14 protein-coding genes are annotated in these 15,070 nt (G+C 68.6%); 5 read left to right on the top strand and 9 right to left on the bottom strand.

The window, feature by feature from the left end:
* Positions 1-133: 133 nt before the first annotated feature.
* Positions 134-1,117: a serine/threonine protein kinase gene (locus tag QWG60_RS06780; protein ID WP_146907937.1), complete on the top strand. Its 984-nt coding sequence runs from the start codon at positions 134-136 to the stop codon at positions 1,115-1,117.
* Between the two features lie 185 nt (positions 1,118-1,302).
* Here QWG60_RS06780 and QWG60_RS06785 read toward each other — a convergent pair whose 3' ends face one another.
* Positions 1,303-1,821 carry a hypothetical protein gene (locus QWG60_RS06785; RefSeq protein WP_035599686.1) on the bottom strand — a complete coding sequence of 173 codons (519 nt, stop codon included), beginning with the start codon at positions 1,819-1,821 and terminating at the stop codon, positions 1,303-1,305.
* Positions 1,822-2,096: 275 nt separating this feature from the next.
* On the opposite strand from QWG60_RS06785, the gene folE reads away from it, so the two are divergent.
* The 3 genes from folE to QWG60_RS06800 all read left to right on the top strand — a co-directional run bounded on the left by folE (position 2,097) and on the right by QWG60_RS06800 (position 4,667).
* Positions 2,097-2,654 carry a GTP cyclohydrolase I FolE gene (folE, locus tag QWG60_RS06790; protein ID WP_035599683.1) on the top strand — a complete coding sequence of 186 codons (558 nt, stop codon included), beginning with the start codon at positions 2,097-2,099 and terminating at the stop codon, positions 2,652-2,654.
* A 19-nt stretch (positions 2,655-2,673) separates the two neighbouring features.
* Positions 2,674-3,084, top strand: a complete 411-nt coding sequence (gene folX, locus QWG60_RS06795; RefSeq protein ID WP_046080172.1) for a dihydroneopterin triphosphate 2'-epimerase — start codon at positions 2,674-2,676, stop codon at positions 3,082-3,084.
* 122 nt (positions 3,085-3,206) lie between these two features.
* A complete protein-coding gene (locus tag QWG60_RS06800) occupies positions 3,207-4,667 on the top strand; it encodes an NAD-dependent succinate-semialdehyde dehydrogenase (protein WP_035599680.1) in 1,461 nt (486 codons plus the stop codon).
* Between the two features lie 223 nt (positions 4,668-4,890).
* On the opposite strand, the gene purH is transcribed toward QWG60_RS06800, so the two are convergent.
* The 7 genes from purH to dsbD all read right to left on the bottom strand — a co-directional run bounded on the left by purH (position 4,891) and on the right by dsbD (position 12,928).
* Positions 4,891-6,465, bottom strand: a complete 1,575-nt coding sequence (gene purH, locus QWG60_RS06805) for a bifunctional phosphoribosylaminoimidazolecarboxamide formyltransferase/IMP cyclohydrolase (protein WP_107182075.1) — start codon at positions 6,463-6,465, stop codon at positions 4,891-4,893.
* A gap of 74 nt (positions 6,466-6,539) precedes the next feature.
* Complete coding sequence (gene fis, locus QWG60_RS06810) at positions 6,540-6,875, bottom strand: DNA-binding transcriptional regulator Fis (protein ID WP_016854539.1); 336 nt, start codon at positions 6,873-6,875, stop codon at positions 6,540-6,542.
* A complete protein-coding gene (gene dusB / locus QWG60_RS06815; RefSeq protein ID WP_107182073.1) occupies positions 6,872-7,930 on the bottom strand; it encodes a tRNA dihydrouridine synthase DusB in 1,059 nt (352 codons plus the stop codon). The genes fis and dusB overlap by 4 nt, the downstream gene beginning before the upstream one ends.
* Before the next feature lie 105 nt (positions 7,931-8,035).
* On the bottom strand, positions 8,036-8,956 hold the full coding sequence (prmA, locus tag QWG60_RS06820) for a 50S ribosomal protein L11 methyltransferase (RefSeq protein WP_146907939.1): 921 nt from the start codon (positions 8,954-8,956) through the stop codon (positions 8,036-8,038).
* 79 nt (positions 8,957-9,035) lie between these two features.
* Positions 9,036-10,376 carry an acetyl-CoA carboxylase biotin carboxylase subunit gene (gene accC, locus QWG60_RS06825; RefSeq protein ID WP_035599672.1) on the bottom strand — a complete coding sequence of 447 codons (1,341 nt, stop codon included), beginning with the start codon at positions 10,374-10,376 and terminating at the stop codon, positions 9,036-9,038.
* Between the two features lie 29 nt (positions 10,377-10,405).
* Positions 10,406-10,876, bottom strand: coding sequence for an acetyl-CoA carboxylase biotin carboxyl carrier protein (accB, locus tag QWG60_RS06830; protein WP_035599669.1), 471 nt, complete (start codon positions 10,874-10,876; stop codon positions 10,406-10,408).
* Between the two features lie 186 nt (positions 10,877-11,062).
* Positions 11,063-12,928, bottom strand: coding sequence for a protein-disulfide reductase DsbD (dsbD, locus tag QWG60_RS06835; RefSeq protein WP_146907942.1), 1,866 nt, complete (start codon positions 12,926-12,928; stop codon positions 11,063-11,065).
* 240 nt (positions 12,929-13,168) lie between these two features.
* On the opposite strand from dsbD, the gene QWG60_RS06840 reads away from it, so the two are divergent.
* Complete coding sequence (locus tag QWG60_RS06840) at positions 13,169-14,359, top strand: DUF2333 family protein (RefSeq protein ID WP_246124632.1); 1,191 nt, start codon at positions 13,169-13,171, stop codon at positions 14,357-14,359.
* Between the two features lie 178 nt (positions 14,360-14,537).
* Here QWG60_RS06840 and ppa read toward each other — a convergent pair whose 3' ends face one another.
* Entirely contained in the window at positions 14,538-15,068 is a 531-nt protein-coding gene (gene ppa, locus QWG60_RS06845; RefSeq protein WP_035599659.1) for an inorganic diphosphatase, read from the bottom strand.
* Positions 15,069-15,070 lie beyond the last annotated feature (2 nt).

A 15,070-nucleotide genomic window follows, 5' to 3' on the forward strand; every position in this document is an offset into this window, starting at 1 on the left:
CCGTGAAGTGCATCGGGCACCGTGCCGATGAATGCACCAGCATAGGGCAGGCGCGGGGACGATTTCCAGGCCGCCGGCGCGGCAGGCCGGGCGGCTTTGTTACCATGGCGTTTTGCCTGCGACGAGAACGCCCATGACCGATGCGATTCATCCCTTTGCTCGCCTCGAGCCCGCCCGGGTCGTGGCGGCGGTGGAGTCCCTGGGCTTCTGGCTGCCGGGCGAGCCCTTCGCGCTCAACAGCTACGAGAACCGGGTCTACCTGGTGCATGACGACGAGCGTCGCCGCTGGGTGGTCAAGTTCTATCGCCCGGGCCGCTGGACCGACGCCCAGATCCAGGAGGAGCACGACTTCCTGGCCGAGCTCGAGGCGGCCGGTGTGACGGTGGCCGCCCCCTGGCGCGATGACGCGGGGGCGAGCCTGCACCGCCACGACGACTTCCGCTTCGCGCTGTTTCCCCATCTGCCCGGCCAGGCGCCGGAGCTGGACAATCCCGAGCACCTGTTCGCCCTCGGCGAGACCATCGGCGCCGTGCATGTGGTGGGCGAGCGCCGGGCCTTCGTGCATCGTCGCCAGCTGGCGCCGCGGGCGATGGCCGAGGAGGCCGCCGAGACGGTGCTGGCTAGCTGCTGGCTGACGGATCATCAGCGCCCGGCCTACGAGCGCATCAGCCGGGGCCTGATCGAGGCGCTCGGCACCCGGGACTGGCCGGCACGAGAGCTGCGGGTCCAGGGCGATTGCCACCTGGGCAACATGCTGGGCCGCGACGAGCACTTCGCGCTGGTGGACTTCGACGACTGCCTGATGGCGCCGGCGGTGCAGGACCTGTGGATGCTGCTCACCGCCGAGGACGAGGGCGAGCGCCAGATGCAGCTCTCCGAGGTGATCGAGGGCTATGAGCAGCATCGCGACTTCGATCGTGGCGAGCTGGCGCTGGTGGAGCCGCTGCGTGCGCTGCGGCTGATGCGCCACAGCGCCTGGCTGGTGGCGCGCTGGGAGGATCCGGCCTTTCCGCAGGCGTTTCCATGGCTGGCGGATGCCGGCTACTGGGACGCTCACCTGCGCGAGCTCGAGCAGCAGCGGGTGATGCTGGACGGCACGGCCCGCTGGCTGTCCTAGGCACTGCCCGAAAAGTGTCTGCGCTTGGTTATACGGTGTTAAAAATCAGCTCGGGCGCGAGTCCGATCAAAATGCTCATTTACCGATCGTAAACTCCGCCTTTTTGCTAATTTTTGCCTTGTCTAACCTTCGCTCGCCGGCTTTTCACACAGCGCCTTGTCGCCGCCTGATCGCCTGAGTGCCGGTTACGGCTGGTCGGCGGCCTCGTCGGCGTCGTGCTGGCGGCGACGGGCGTTGATCTCCGCGGAGGGGTTCGCCTGCTGTTCCAGGCTCAGCGGCCGGGTCAGCGTCAGCACGAAGACGTCATCCGGCGTCAGCCGGCAGCGGTCGCCCTGGCAAGCCGCGAGGCCGAAGTCGCCGTCCGCGTCGTAGGCGCCGGCAGTGAGTTCGCCGCTGTAGATGGCGCTGTCGGCGCCGGCGGTCTCGATGCAGGTCAGGGCGCTGGCGGTCAGCCGCACGCGCTCGCCGTTGCGCCGGGCATCGCCGGTGACGACGCAGTAGTCGGGGAGGCGGTGGCTGCCCCGCTCGCTGTGGACCGGGTGCATCACCACGTCGTCGAGGCGCGGGGTCTCGGCGTCGAGGGTCAGGTCGTCGACCAGGGCCATGGCGACCCGAGCGTCGGCGGGCAGGGAGAGGGTATCGCCCATCGCCAGGCTCGGCAGGGTCAGGGCAGTTGCCATCAGCAGGATCGTCGGCTTGAACATGTCGGTGCTCGGCAGGCAGCGGGTCGAAAGAAGAGGGTCGGCCCAACTCTACCATAGCCATCGGCGGCAAGAAGCCGCCCTGGCGCGACATGGCGTCGCTCCAATCGGATGCCGAGGCCGCCATGGCACTGCGTCGGGCGGCGCCTTGCGCTAGAATAATGCGTTCCCCGAGCCGCTGGTTGTACAAAAGCGGTTTTTTGAATAATTTATGTATAAGGTGTGTGGCCGGGCCATCGCCGACGCACCGACATCACGACTCTGCATGGGGCCTGACCATGACCGAACATCTCGCCAACCACTACCGCCAGATCATCGAGGGACTGGGAGAGGACCCCGAACGCGAGGGGCTCCGTGACACCCCCAAGCGGGCCGCCAAGGCCATGCAGTTCCTCAACCACGGCTATCAGCAGTCGCTGGAGGAGATCGTCAACGGCGCGGTCTTCGCCTCCGAGACCGACGAGATGGTGCTGGTGAAGGACATCGAGCTGTACTCGATGTGCGAGCATCACCTGCTGCCGTTCATCGGCAAGTGCCACATCGCCTATCTGCCGCGGGGCAAGGTGCTGGGGCTGTCCAAGTTCGCCCGGATCGTGGATATGTACGCCCGTCGCATGCAGATTCAGGAGAACCTGACGCGCCAGATCGCCGAAGCGGTGCAGCAGGTCACCGAAGCCCGCGGCGTGGCCGTGGTCGTCGAGGCGCGTCACCTGTGCATGATGATGCGCGGCGTCGAGAAACAGAATTCCAGCATGACCTCCTCGGTGATGCTCGGTGCCTTCCGCGAGCACCAGAGCACGCGCCAGGAGTTCCTGACCCTGGTTCAAGGCCGCTGAGGCCGCGAAGGAGAGCGATATGCCACTGCACGCGCTGGGCGACGAGCACCTCGATCACGATCTGGCCACGATCCGTATCAAGGATCTGCGCCTGAGGACCCATGTCGGCATCAAGGAAGAGGAGATCCAGAATCGCCAGGACGTGGTGATCAACATGGTGATCCGCTATCGCGCCGACAAGGCGGTGGCCTTCAATCACATCGAGCAGGCGCTGAACTATCGCTCCATCACCAAGGAAGTGATCGCCCACGTGGAGGGGCATCGCTTCCAGCTGCTGGAGCGCATGACCCGTGAGGTGCTCGACCTGGTGATGAGCTACGAGCAGGTGCTCGCCGCTCAGGTCGAGATCGACAAGCCCCATGCCCTGCGCTTCGCCGACTCGGTGTCGATCACGCTCTCCGACTCCCGCGAGGCGCGGCGCGAGGGTTGAGACGGCAGGGGTATCGCCGCGCGAAGGGTTGAAGATCGCTCATGGATGAGCGGTTGGCGTGTCGGGGGGCTTGCGCTTAGCATGAGGTGCATCCCCGCAAGGCCGCACGCCAGGAGTCAACCATGGAAGCCCTGAAGGAAACCCAGCTCTACTGCCCGTTCGCCTACATCGACGGCAGCTGGGTCGCCGCCGACAGCGGCGAGCAGATCAACGTGATCAATCCCGCCACCGGTGAGCCGATGGGCGACGTGCCCCGGCTCGGCCGCGCCGAGACAGAGCGCGCCATCGCCGCCGCCGACGCGGCCCTGCCGGCCTGGCGTGCCCTCACCGCCCAGGAACGGGCCGATATCCTGATGAAGTGGCACGACCTGATGCTCGAGCATCAGGACGACCTGGCCATGATCATGACCTTCGAACAGGGCAAGCCGCTCAAGGAAGCCGCCGGCGAGATCGCCTATGCGGCGAGCTTCCTGCGCTGGTTCGCCGAGGAGGCCCGCCGGGTCTACGGCGAGACCATTCCCGCCGCTCAGTCCCAGCAGCGCATCCTGGTCACCAAGCAGCCGATCGGCGTGGTCGGCGCCATCACGCCCTGGAACTTCCCGGCGGCGATGATCACGCGCAAGGCCGGCGCCGCGCTGGCCGCGGGCTGCACCTTCGTGGTCAAGCCGGCCAGCCAGACGCCGTTCTCCGCCACCGCGCTGGCGCTCCTGGCCGAGCGCGCCGGGGTGCCGCGCGGCGTGTTCAACGTGGTCCCCGGGCGCGCCTCGGAGATCGCCGCGGCGCTGACCGAGTCCCCGGTGGTGCGCAAGATCACCTTCACCGGCTCCACCGAGGTGGGCCGCGAGCTGATGAGCCAGGCCTCGCGCCACGTGCAGAAGATCTCGCTGGAGCTCGGCGGCAACGCGCCCTTCATCGTGTTCGAGGACGCCGATCTCGACGCCGCCGTGGAAGGCGCCATGGCCGCCAAGTTCCGCAACGCCGGCCAGACCTGCGTGTGCACCAACCGCTTCCTGGTGCAGTCCAGCGTGGTCAACGCCTTCTGCGAGAAGCTGGCGGTGGCCATGAACAGCGAGCTCAAGGTGGGGGACGGCACCCAGTCAGGCGTCAATATCGGCCCGCTGATCGACGACAAGGCGGTGGCCAAGGTCTCCGAGCACGTCCAGGACGCCGTGGACCACGGCGCCGAGCTGCTGCTCGGCGGCCATCCGCATCCGCTGGGCGGCAACTTCTTCACGCCGACCCTGATCAACGCCGCCAACGACAGCATGAAGGTCGCCACCGAGGAGACCTTCGGCCCGCTGGCCGCGGTCTTCCCCTTCGACGACGAAGAGGATGCCGTGGCCATGGCCAACGACACCGAGTTCGGCCTGGCCTCCTACTTCTATTCCCGCGACCTGGGACGCGTATGGCGCGTCTCCGAGGCGCTGGAGTACGGCATGGTCGGCATCAACACCGGGCTGATCTCCAACGCCGCGGCGCCCTTCGGCGGGGTCAAGGCCTCCGGCCTCGGTCGTGAGGGCGGTCACCAGGGCATCGAGGAGTTTCTCGAGACCAAGTATCTGTGCATCGACCTCGGTGGCTAGACCGGGAGCCTGAGGATCGGCCCTACGCGCCTGGAAGTCGGAAGACAAACACCCCGCCGAGCATGCTCGGCGGGGTGTTTCTTTCCAGATACCAGAGAAAACGGCTGGGCGAAGGTCAGGCTAGGCGAAAAGCGGCGAAAGAGCGGAGTTTGCTTTAGCAAATGAGCATCTTGATGCCGCTTTTCAACGACGCATGGCCGAGCTCCAGCGTTTTCCTCTCCGCTCAGTGGCGGAAGTGGCGCATGCCGGTGAACACCATGGCGATGCCGGCCTCGTTGGCGGCGTCGATCACTTCCTGGTCGCGCATGGAGCCGCCGGGCTGGATCACCGCGGTGATGCCGGCCTTGGCGGCGGCGTCGATGCCGTCGCGGAACGGGAAGAAGGCATCGCTGGCCATCACCGAGCCGGGCACGGACAGGCCTTCGTCGGCGGCCTTGATGCCGGCGATCTTGGCCGAGTAGACGCGGCTCATCTGGCCGGCGCCCACGCCGATGGTCTGGCCGTCCTTGACGTAGACGATGGCGTTGGACTTGACGTACTTGCCGACCTTCCAGGCGAAGGCCAGGTCACGCATTTCCTGCTCGCTGGGGACGCGCTCGGTGACCACGGTCAGCTCGTCGCGGCCGACCATGCCCAGGTCGCGGTCCTGGACCAGCAGGCCGCCGGTGACGCGCTTGAGGTCGTGGGCGTGCTCGCGCTCGCCGGGCCAGTGCGCGGAGATGTCGAGCAGGCGCACGTTCTTCTTCTCGGCGACGATCTCGCGGGCCGCGTCCTCGACCCCGGGGGCGATGATCACCTCGACGAACTGGCGGTCGATGATGGCGCGGGCGGTCTCGGTGTCCAGCGGGGTGTTGAAGGCGATGATGCCGCCGAAGGCACTGGTCGGGTCGGTGGCGAAGGCCTTGTCGTAGGCCTCGAGCTGGCTGGCGCCGACGGCCACGCCGCACGGGTTGGCGTGCTTGACGATCACGCAGGCGGTCTCGGCGAAGCTCTTCACGCACTCCAGCGCGGAGTCGGTGTCGGCCACGTTGTTGAACGACAGCGGCTTGCCCTGCAGGGTCTCGGCGGTGGAGACGCTGGGCTCCTGGCAGCCGGCCTCGACGTAGAAGGCCGCGGACTGGTGCGGGTTCTCGCCGTAGCGCATGGACTGCTTCTTGTGGAACTGCAGGTTGTAGGTGCGCGGGAAGCCGTCCTCGCCGCCCTCGACGCGCTGGCCGAGGTAATCGGCGATGGCGGCGTCGTAGCCGGCGGTGTGTTCGAAGGCCTTGACCGCCAGGTCGAAGCGGGTGGCCTGCTGCATGCCGCCCTGGGCGACTTCCTCGAGCACGCGGCCGTAGTCGCCGGCGTCGACCACGATAGTGGTGTAGGCGTGGTTCTTGGCGCAGGAGCGGACCATGGTCGGGCCGCCGATGTCGATGTTCTCGATGGCGTCCTCGAGGCTGCAGTCCGGACGCGCCACGGTGGCCGAGAACGGATACAGGTTGACCACCACCATGTCGATCGGTGCGATGTCGTGCTCGGCCATCACCGCGTCGTCCTGGCCGCGACGGCCGAGGATGCCGCCGTGGATCTTCGGATGCAGGGTCTTGACGCGGCCGTCCATGATCTCGGGGAAACCGGTGTGCTCGGAGACCTCGGTGACCGGAATGCCGTTCTCCTGCAGCAGGCGGAAGGTGCCACCGGTGGAGAGCAGCTCGACGCCCTGGTCGCTGAGGCCGCGGGCGAAGTCGACGATGCCGGTCTTGTCGGACACGCTGATCAGGGCGCGACGGACCGGAGTGGAAGAGGCTTGGGACATGAAGGTCACTCTGTTGGGCGTTGAGGGAACATCGAAACGCAAGCGAGGGCGCTCGATGGCGCCCTCGCGGGAATTCAGATCAGCCCGTAGTGCTTGAGCTTCTTGCGCAGGGTGCCGCGGTTGAGGCCGAGCATCTCGGCGGCGCGGGTCTGGTTGCCCTGGGCGTTCTCGAGCACCGAGGCCAGCAGCGGCGCCTCGACCTCGGCCATCACCATGGCGTGAAGGTCGGTGACGTCGCCGCCGTCGAGGTGGTCGAAGTAGCGTCGCATGGCGGCGTCGACGGCCTCGCGCAGGGGCATGTCGCCGTGGGGGCTCAGCGCGCTGCCGTCGGCCTCGTCGAGGCGCCGGGAGGCTCGGGCGTCCAGCTCGGTCAGCGCGGAATTCTGGTCAAGGGCTTGGCTGCTGGTCATGCGGCACAGGTTCCATCCGGCGTCATGGCCCGGGCGACACGGTGCGGCGCCGTGGCGGGGTCATGACGAAAGAGTTCGTCGATGAAGCGGCACTGGTCAGCGGGGCTGTCCAGGCCATTGAAGGTGGCGCGCAGGGCACGTCGTCCGTCGTCGTCGAGGCGTGCATCGCCGGCCAGGTACCAGCCGAGATGCTTGCGGGCGATGCGCACCCCCATGTGCTCGCCATAGAAGTCGTGCAGGGCCACCAGGTGGCCGTGGAGCACCGCCGAGCGTTCGGCGTCGTCGGGCGCCGCGAGGCGCTGGCCGTGTCGCAGGTAGTGATCGATCTCGCGGAAGATCCAAGGGTTGCCCTGGGCGCCGCGGCCGATCATCACCGCATCCGCCCCAGTATAGTCGAGGACGTGGCGGGCCTTCTCGGGCGAGTCGACATCGCCGTTGGCGAAGATCGGCAGCTTCACCGCGGCCTTGATGGCGGCGATGGTGTCGTACTCGGCCTCGCCGCCGTAGCGCTGCTGGCGGTGACGGCCGTGCACGGCCAGCGCCTGGATGCCGGCGTTCTCGGCCAGCTTCGCCACCCGCACGCCGTTGTTGCTGTCGGCGCACCAGCCGGTGCGGATCTTCAGCGTCACCGGCACGTCCACCGCGGCGACCACCGATTCGAGGATCTCGGCCACCAGCGCCTCGTCCCGCAGCAGCGCCGAGCCGGCGGCCTTGTTGCAGACCTTCTTGGCCGGACAGCCCATGTTGATGTCGATGATCTCGGCGCCCATCTCGGCGTTGAGCCGTGCCGCCTCGGCGAGCATCTCGGCGTCGCCGCCGGCGATCTGCACGGCGCGAGGGCCGGGCTCGCCGCGATGGTCCATGCGCAGTCGCGACTTGCGGGTGTGCCACAGATTCGGGTCCGAGGTCACCATCTCGCCCACCACCAGGCCCGCGCCCAGCCGCCGGCAGAGCGCGCGGAAGGGGCGGTCGGTGACGCCGGCCATGGGGGCCAGGATCACCCGGTTCGGCAACGCATGAGAGCCGATGCGCGGCAGGGGACGTGAGTCGGGCATGGTCGAGATCGATGGTTCGAAGGGGGGACATATCATACGCCCCCCGATGGCCTGGGTGAAGGATCGGTGTGCGGCAGAGCGTCGCCCGCCGCCGGGCCCATCCGGTCAGCCGTCGGCGGCGCGGCGTCCGGTGAGGCGCACCCAGCCCTCGCGCACTTCGGGCTCGTCCATGATCAGGCCGCGCGCCTCGTAGGCCTCGCGCACCTCGTCGGCCTGGGCCTCGAGGATGCCGGACAGCGCCAGGCGGCCGCCCGGCGCCACGCGCCCGGCGATCTCGCCGGACAGCTCGACCAGCGGGCCGGCCAGGATGTTGGCGATCACCACCGGGAAGCGCGCCGCGGCGTCGAGCTGCTCCGGGTAGTGGAGCGCGAAGTCGTCTTCCTCGACGCCGTTGCGCTCGGCGTTGTCGCGGCTGGCGGCGAGCGCCTGGGGATCGATGTCGGTGCCCCGGGCCGAGTTCGCGCCGAGCTTGAGCGCGGCGATGGCGAGAATGCCGGAACCGCAGCCCACGTCCAGCACCTCTCGGCCGTCGAGCTCGCCGGCCACGGCCAGGCCGTCGAGCCACGAAAGGCACAGCGCCGTGGTGGGGTGGGTGCCGGTGCCGAAGGCCAGGCCGGGATCGAGATGCAGGTTGACCGCCTGGGGGTCCGGCGCCTCGTGCCAGCTCGGCACGATCCACAGCTTCTGGCCCATCTGTAGGGGCTCGAAGTCGTCCATCCAGGCGCGCTCCCAGTCGCGATCGTCGAGCAGCTCGTGCTCGATCTCGGGGCAGGGCTCGTCGGGCATGGCCTCGGACCAGGCGCCGGCCAGGCGTTCGAGCATCGCGGGCAGGCCCTCGAGATCGTCGTAGAGGCCGGTCAGCACCGTCTCGTCCCACAGCGGTGTGGTGCCGCGCTCGGGTTCGAACAGCGGGTCGTCCTGGGCGTCCTGGAGGGTGATGGCGGTGGCGCCTTCGTCCAGCAGCAGTTCCTCGAGCAGGTCGGCCTGCTCGGGGGCGATGCGGGCCTTGAGTTGCAGCCAGGGCATGGGAACTCCCGGGAATCGCGTGAGGAAACGACGGCGGGGCGGCCAAGCCGCCCCGCTGCCGGAGGAGTGTCGACCGGGCTCAGAGGCCCAGCTTCTTCTCCAGGTAGTGGATGTTGACGCCGCCCTGCTGGAAATAGCCGTCGCGGACCAGATCCTTGTGCAGGTCGGTGTTGGTCTTGATGCCTTCGACCAGCAGCTCGTCCAGGGCGTTGCGCATGCGGGTCAGCGCCGTCTCGCGGTCGACGCCCCAGGTGATCAGTTTGCCGATCAGGGAGTCGTAGTGCGGCGGCACCGAGTAGCCGGTGTAGACGTGGGAGTCCATGCGCACCCCGATGCCACCCGGCGGGTGGTAGAGGGTGACCTTGCCCGGGGAGGGCATGAAGGTCCGGGCGTCTTCGGCGTTGATGCGGCACTCGAAGGCGTGACCGCTGAGCTCGATCTCGTCCTGGCTCACGGACAGCGGCAGGCCGGAGGCGATGCGTAGCTGTTCGCGGACGATGTCGACGCCGGTGACCATCTCGGTGACCGGGTGCTCGACCTGCACGCGGGTGTTCATCTCGATGAAGAAGAACTGGCCGTTCTCGTACAGGAACTCGAAGGTGCCGGCGCCGCGGTAGCCGATCTCGATGCAGGCGTCGGTACAGGCCTTGAGCACCTGGGCACGGGCGTCCGGGTCGAGGCCCGGGGCCGGGGCTTCCTCGAGCACCTTCTGGTGACGGCGCTGCAGCGAGCAGTCGCGGTCATAGAGGTGGATGGCGTTGCCCTGGCCGTCGGCCAGCACCTGGACCTCGACGTGGCGCGGGTTCTCGAGGAACTTCTCCATGTAGACGGTGCCGTCGCCGAAGGCCGAGTGGGCCTCGGTGCGGGTCACGGTCACCGCGGAGAGCAGGTGGCCCTCGGTGTGCACCACGCGCATGCCGCGTCCACCGCCGCCGGCGGCCGCCTTGATGATCACCGGGTAGCCGATGCGCCGCGCGGTGGCGAGGATCTCGCCCTCGTCGTCGCCCAGCGGGCCGTTGGAACCCGGCACGGTCGGCACGCCGGCCTTCTTCATGGCCTCGATGGCGCTGACCTTGTCGCCCATCAGGCGAATGGTCTCGGCGCGGGGGCCGATGAAGGTGAAGCCGGAGCGTTCCACCTGCTCGGCGAAGTCGGCGTTCTCGGAGAGGAAGCCGTAGCCGGGGTGGATGGCGCTCGAGTCGGTGACCTCGGCGGCGCTGATCAGCGCCGGGATGTTGAGGTAGGACTGCGCGGAGGAGGCCGGGCCGATGCACACGGCCTCGTCGGCCAGGCGCACGTGCATCAGGTCGCGGTCGGCCTTGGAGTGCACCGCGACCGTGCGGATGCCGAGCTCCTTGCAGGCGCGCAGGATTCGCAGAGCGATCTCGCCGCGATTGGCGATGAGAACCTTGTCCAGCATGATGGGGTCCGCCAATGTGGGTGAAGGGATCAGGAGATGACGACCATCGGCTGCTCGAATTCGACCGGCTCGCCGTCGTCGACCAGGAAGGCCTCGATGACGCCGTCACGATCGGCCTCGATCTGGTTCATCATCTTCATCGCCTCGACGATGCAGATGGTTTCACCCTTCTTCACGCTCTGGCCGACTTCGGCGAAGGGCTTGGCGCCCGGGGCCGGGGCGCGGTAGAAGGTGCCGACCATCGGTGACAGCACTTCCTGGCCCTGGTAGGCCGGCGCCTGCTCGGCGGCGGGCTCGGCGGCAGCGGCCGGTGCCTGCGGGGCCGGAGCGGCGGGCTGGGCCGGTGCGGCCGGCCAGGCGGGAGCGGCCGGCTGCGGGTAGGCGGTGCCGTTGGGGTGACGGCTGATGCGCACAGACTCTTCGCCTTCCTGGATCTCGATCTCGCTGATGTTCGACTCTTCCAGCAGCTCGATCAGCTTCTTGACCTTGCGAATATCCATATGACGTCGTCTCGATGGTGAGTTCGGGGGTAGCGGCCGGCGCAGTCAACCACGGCTAACTTGCTATAGATCGCGGCAAGATGGCGTCTCTTGTCGCCTCTATCGGCCTCGAAAAGCGGTGTGGGCGGAGTTTGCCGAAATTCATGGGCGATGTCCAGCGACCCGAACGGCGTTCGCCAATGAACCCTAGCCCGGGCGGCTGCCGGCGTCGAGTGAGGCGCTGACGCCCTCCAGGTGGCGGGCCAGCCGATCGGCGTCGACCTCGCCCTGGATGCGCGCCTGGCGCAGTTCGCGACCGTCGTCGAAGAATAGCAGGCTCGGTGGGCCGAACAGTTCGAAGCGTTCCAGCAGCGCCCGGCTGTCGGCGTCGGTATCGGTCACGTCGACCTCGATGCGGTGGAAGCTCGCGAGCGCCTCGGCCACCGGCGGGGCGGGGTAGACCTCGCGCTTCATGACCTTGCACGAGATGCACCAGTCCGCGGTGACGTCGACGAACACCGGCCGGTCCGCCGTGGCGAGAGCGGCGTCCAGTTCGTCGAGGCGGGTGACCACGGTCGCCGGCTCGGGGGCGCCGACACCGTCAGTAGCGGCAGCCTCGCGCTGGGCCAGCGGGCGCAGCGGGTCCTCGGCGCCGCTGGAGGCGCCGATCACCAGGGTCACGCCCCATGTCAGCAGCAGGAGGCCCAGCGCCTGGCGGGCCCGGGCCCAGCCCGGCGGCGTGTTCAGGCTCAAGGCGCCGAGGGCCAGCGCCGCGCCGATGGCCAGGGCGGCCCATAGCAACAGCGCCACGGGGCCCGGCACCAGGTGCTCGATCAGCCATACGGCGACGCCCAGCAGCAGGATGCCGAAGGCGGCCTTGATGCCGGTCATCCAGGCGCCGGTGCGCGGCAGCAGGGCCGGGCCGAAGGTGCCGACCAGCAGCAGCGGCACACCCATGCCGAGCGCCAGGGCCAGCAGGGCGGCGCCGCCCATCGCGGCATCGCCGGTCGAGGAGATGAACACCAGGGCGCCGGCCAGCGGCGCCGAGACGCAGGGTGAGACCACCAGTACCGAGAGTGCGCCGGCCAGCGCCAGGCCGGCCGGGCCGCTCCGCTGGGCACGGGTCTGCCAGGCCTCGATGCGCCCGGACAGCCGCGGCGACAGGCGCAGGTCGAAGGCGCCGAACATGGCCAGGGCGAACAGCGTGAACAGCGCCGCGAAACCGATCAGTACCGGGGGCGACTGGAGCCTGGCCTGAAGATTCAGCCCGGCGCCGAAGCTGCCCATCAGCACGCCCGCGACGGCGTAGGTCAGCGCCATGCCGGCCACGTAGGACAGCGACAGCGCGAAGGCGCGGTAACGGCTGGGCTGCTGGCCGACGATGATCGAGGACAGGATCGGGATCATCGGCAGCACGCAGGGGGTGAAGGTCAGGCCCAGGCCGGCGAGGAAGAACAGGCCCAACACCAGCGGCAGGCTGGCTTCCGCGAGCAGGGCGCTGAAGCGGCCATCCTCGCTGATCGGGGCCGTGGGCGCGCCGCCGGTCGTGCCGGCAGCGTCCCGGCTGTTGCCGCCCGGTGGCGTCGGATCGACGTCGGCGAAGGCGGCGGGGGCTTGCCCCTCGGGCGCCTGCAGCGAAACGCTCTCGGGCGGATAGCAGAGGCCGGCATCGGCACAGCCCTGGAAGCCGAACGTCAGGTCGAGCGGGCCCTCGGCGTTGCCGCCGGCGCGCTCGATGGGCACCGTGAAGGTGACCCGATCGTAAAAGACGCGCACGTCGCCGAGGAATTCATCGGTCTTGGCCGTGCCGGCCGGCAGGCGAGGCTCGCCGAGGCTGACGCCCGGGGTTGCGCTGTCGACACTGAATCGATGGCGATAGAGATAGTAGCCGTCGGCGTTCTCGACGCCGATCGTCAGCGTCTCGCCGTCGTGCCAGGCGCTGGGCTGGAAGGCCTCCTCGACGGGCAGGAAGTCGCCGTCGCTGCCGCCGTCGTCGTCGAACCACTGTGCCTGGGCGATGAGCGGGATCCATAACAGCAGAAGCAGGCTTATCAAGCGGCGGGCGTGCGGCACGGGGTGGTCCTTGAGCGTGAGTGAGCGTCATCGATGGCGCCGCCGCGAAGACGGCGGCGGGTTTGTGACCCGTGGTGGGGCATGGGGTTCCACGGCGTCGGCCGCTATGCTCTGATGCGGGAAGCAGCGGTGCCGGTTCGGCATCGGCGTTAGCATATCGTAGCGGCTGGGTAGCTGTGGATGCGCCTTGCCGTCGCAGCTCGGCGGATTCCGAGCCCACATCGTCAGGGAAATCCTATCATGGCATCGAAGCGACGGGCGGCCGAACGGCGTCGCCGCAGTAAAGAGACGCTGGAGCGTCCGCAATACGGTTGGATCTGGAAGCCGCTGCTGGTGGTGCTGGTGATCGCGCTGGTCGTGACGCTGGGGTTGGGCGTCTGGTGGAGCCGCACGCCGGCGTTGGAGCCGGTGTCGGATGACGCCGTCGCCGCCTCCGACACGGCGCCGGGCATGGCCGTCGTGGGTGGCCTGTCGGGCCTGGTGGGGACGCTGCTCGACAAGCCGGGCGGCTATCTGCGCAACGACCTGGCCCCGCCTGGGGTATGGCTCGACAACATGCCCGCCTGGGAGCTCGGTGTGCTCGGCCAGGCGCGCTGGATGAGCCAGTCGCTGCCGACCATCGCCGGCAGCGACGCCGCGGCGCTGGATGCCGCGCGCACGGCGCTGGAGGGCGATGCCGACGACTGGTTCTATCCCTCCACCGAGCGTCGACTCGAGCAGGCCCGCGCCGCCCTCGACGGCTATCGCCAGACGCTTGGCGGCGGTCAGGCCGCCTTCGCTGCCGATGGCCAGGGGATTGCGGCCTGGTTGAACGGCGTGTCCCGGGGGCTCGACGACATGGGACGTCGCCTCTCGGCCAGCGTCGGCAGTCCCGAAGCCCTGGCCGGGCTGGACCTCGACACCGAGGGGCTGCCCACGGAGACGCCGTGGTACCGGCTCGACAACGTCTTCTTCGAGGCCCGCGGCCAGGCCTGGGCCCTTCATCGTCTGCTCGTGGCGATGCACCGCGACCAGGCCGAGCGAATCGAGGCCGCCGGGCTGACGATGCGCTGGGAGGCCCTGCTGGCCGAACTCGAGCTGAGCCAGCGACGGCTGTGGAGCCCGGTGATCCTCAACGGCTCGGGTTTCGGGCTGTTCGCCAATCATTCGCTGGTGATGGCGCATCATGTGCTGCGTGCCCGGGACCTGAGCCGCGAGCTCGCCGAGGGGGTGGCGACGCAGTTTGATGCCCTCGAGGTGCCGGCGGCCGATGACGACGCTCGGCAGGAGAGCGGCGCGGAGACCGTCGCCGAAGAGAACGAGACGGCGCGGGAGGTGGCTGCCGAGCCGGAGGCGAGCGAAGGCGGGGTCAAGGCGCCTCGGGACGCGGCGAACGGTGATGGTGACGTGACGGCGGAAGAGGTCGGTGGGGAAGAGGCCGTCGCGGAATAGGGCGTCGATAAAGAGAGCGTCGAGGAAGTGGGTGTCGAGACGGAGGAAAATGACGCCGTCGGTAAGGCCCTGTCCATGCCGGAGGCTGACGAGGCGCGTTGAGTCCGTCGCCATGCCGGAATGACGAAGGGGCCGCCCATCGGGCGGCCCCTTCCTGTCCGGGCATGATCGCGGGCGATCAGGCCTTGTCGTGAGCCGCGGCGGCCTTCTCGATAGCCTTGCGGGCGGCCTCGACGCCTTCCCATGATTCCACCTTGACCCACTTGCCCTTCTCGAGATCCTTGTAGTTCTCGAAGAAGTGGGCGATCTGCTGGCGCAGCAGTTCCGGCAGGTCGGTCACTTCCTGGACGTCGTCGTACAGGCTGGACAGCTTTTCGTGCGGCACGCAGACCAGCTTGGCGTCTTCGCCGGCTTCGTCGGTCATGTTCAGGATGCCGACCGGGCGCGCGCGGATGACGCTGCCGGGCTGGACCGGATACGGCGTCACGACCAGGGCGTCCAGCGGGTCGCCGTCGTCGGCCAGGGTGTGCGGGATGAAGCCGTAGTTGGCCGGGTAGAACATCGGGGTGGCCATGAAGCGGTCGACCAGCAGGGCGCCCATGTCCTTGTCGATCTCGTACTTGACCGGGGCATGGTTGGCCGGGATCTCGATGGCGACGTAGAGGTCGTTGGGCAGGTCCTTGCCGGCGGGGATGTTGTCGAAGTTCATGA

This window comes from Halomonas halophila (assembly GCF_030406665.1).
In the GTDB taxonomy this organism is placed as follows: domain Bacteria; phylum Pseudomonadota; class Gammaproteobacteria; order Pseudomonadales; family Halomonadaceae; genus Halomonas; species Halomonas halophila.

What these genes read in the sequence shown, in the direction of transcription:
- QWG60_RS06780 (WP_146907937.1), top strand. Translation starts at nt 134, where the DNA reads ATGACCGATGCGATTCATCCCTTTGCTCGCCTCGAGCCCGCCCGGGTC.
- QWG60_RS06785 (WP_035599686.1), bottom strand. Translation starts at nt 1,821, where the DNA reads ATGTTCAAGCCGACGATCCTGCTGATGGCAACTGCCCTGACCCTGCCG.
- folE (WP_035599683.1), top strand. Translation starts at nt 2,097, where the DNA reads ATGACCGAACATCTCGCCAACCACTACCGCCAGATCATCGAGGGACTG.
- folX (WP_046080172.1), top strand. Translation starts at nt 2,674, where the DNA reads ATGCCACTGCACGCGCTGGGCGACGAGCACCTCGATCACGATCTGGCC.
- QWG60_RS06800 (WP_035599680.1), top strand. Translation starts at nt 3,207, where the DNA reads ATGGAAGCCCTGAAGGAAACCCAGCTCTACTGCCCGTTCGCCTACATC.
- purH (WP_107182075.1), bottom strand. Translation starts at nt 6,465, where the DNA reads ATGTCCCAAGCCTCTTCCACTCCGGTCCGTCGCGCCCTGATCAGCGTG.
- fis (WP_016854539.1), bottom strand. Translation starts at nt 6,875, where the DNA reads ATGACCAGCAGCCAAGCCCTTGACCAGAATTCCGCGCTGACCGAGCTG.
- dusB (WP_107182073.1), bottom strand. Translation starts at nt 7,930, where the DNA reads ATGCCCGACTCACGTCCCCTGCCGCGCATCGGCTCTCATGCGTTGCCG.
- prmA (WP_146907939.1), bottom strand. Translation starts at nt 8,956, where the DNA reads ATGCCCTGGCTGCAACTCAAGGCCCGCATCGCCCCCGAGCAGGCCGAC.
- accC (WP_035599672.1), bottom strand. Translation starts at nt 10,376, where the DNA reads ATGCTGGACAAGGTTCTCATCGCCAATCGCGGCGAGATCGCTCTGCGA.
- accB (WP_035599669.1), bottom strand. Translation starts at nt 10,876, where the DNA reads ATGGATATTCGCAAGGTCAAGAAGCTGATCGAGCTGCTGGAAGAGTCG.
- QWG60_RS06840 (WP_246124632.1), top strand. Translation starts at nt 13,169, where the DNA reads ATGGCATCGAAGCGACGGGCGGCCGAACGGCGTCGCCGCAGTAAAGAG.
- ppa (WP_035599659.1), bottom strand. Translation starts at nt 15,068, where the DNA reads ATGAACTTCGACAACATCCCCGCCGGCAAGGACCTGCCCAACGACCTC.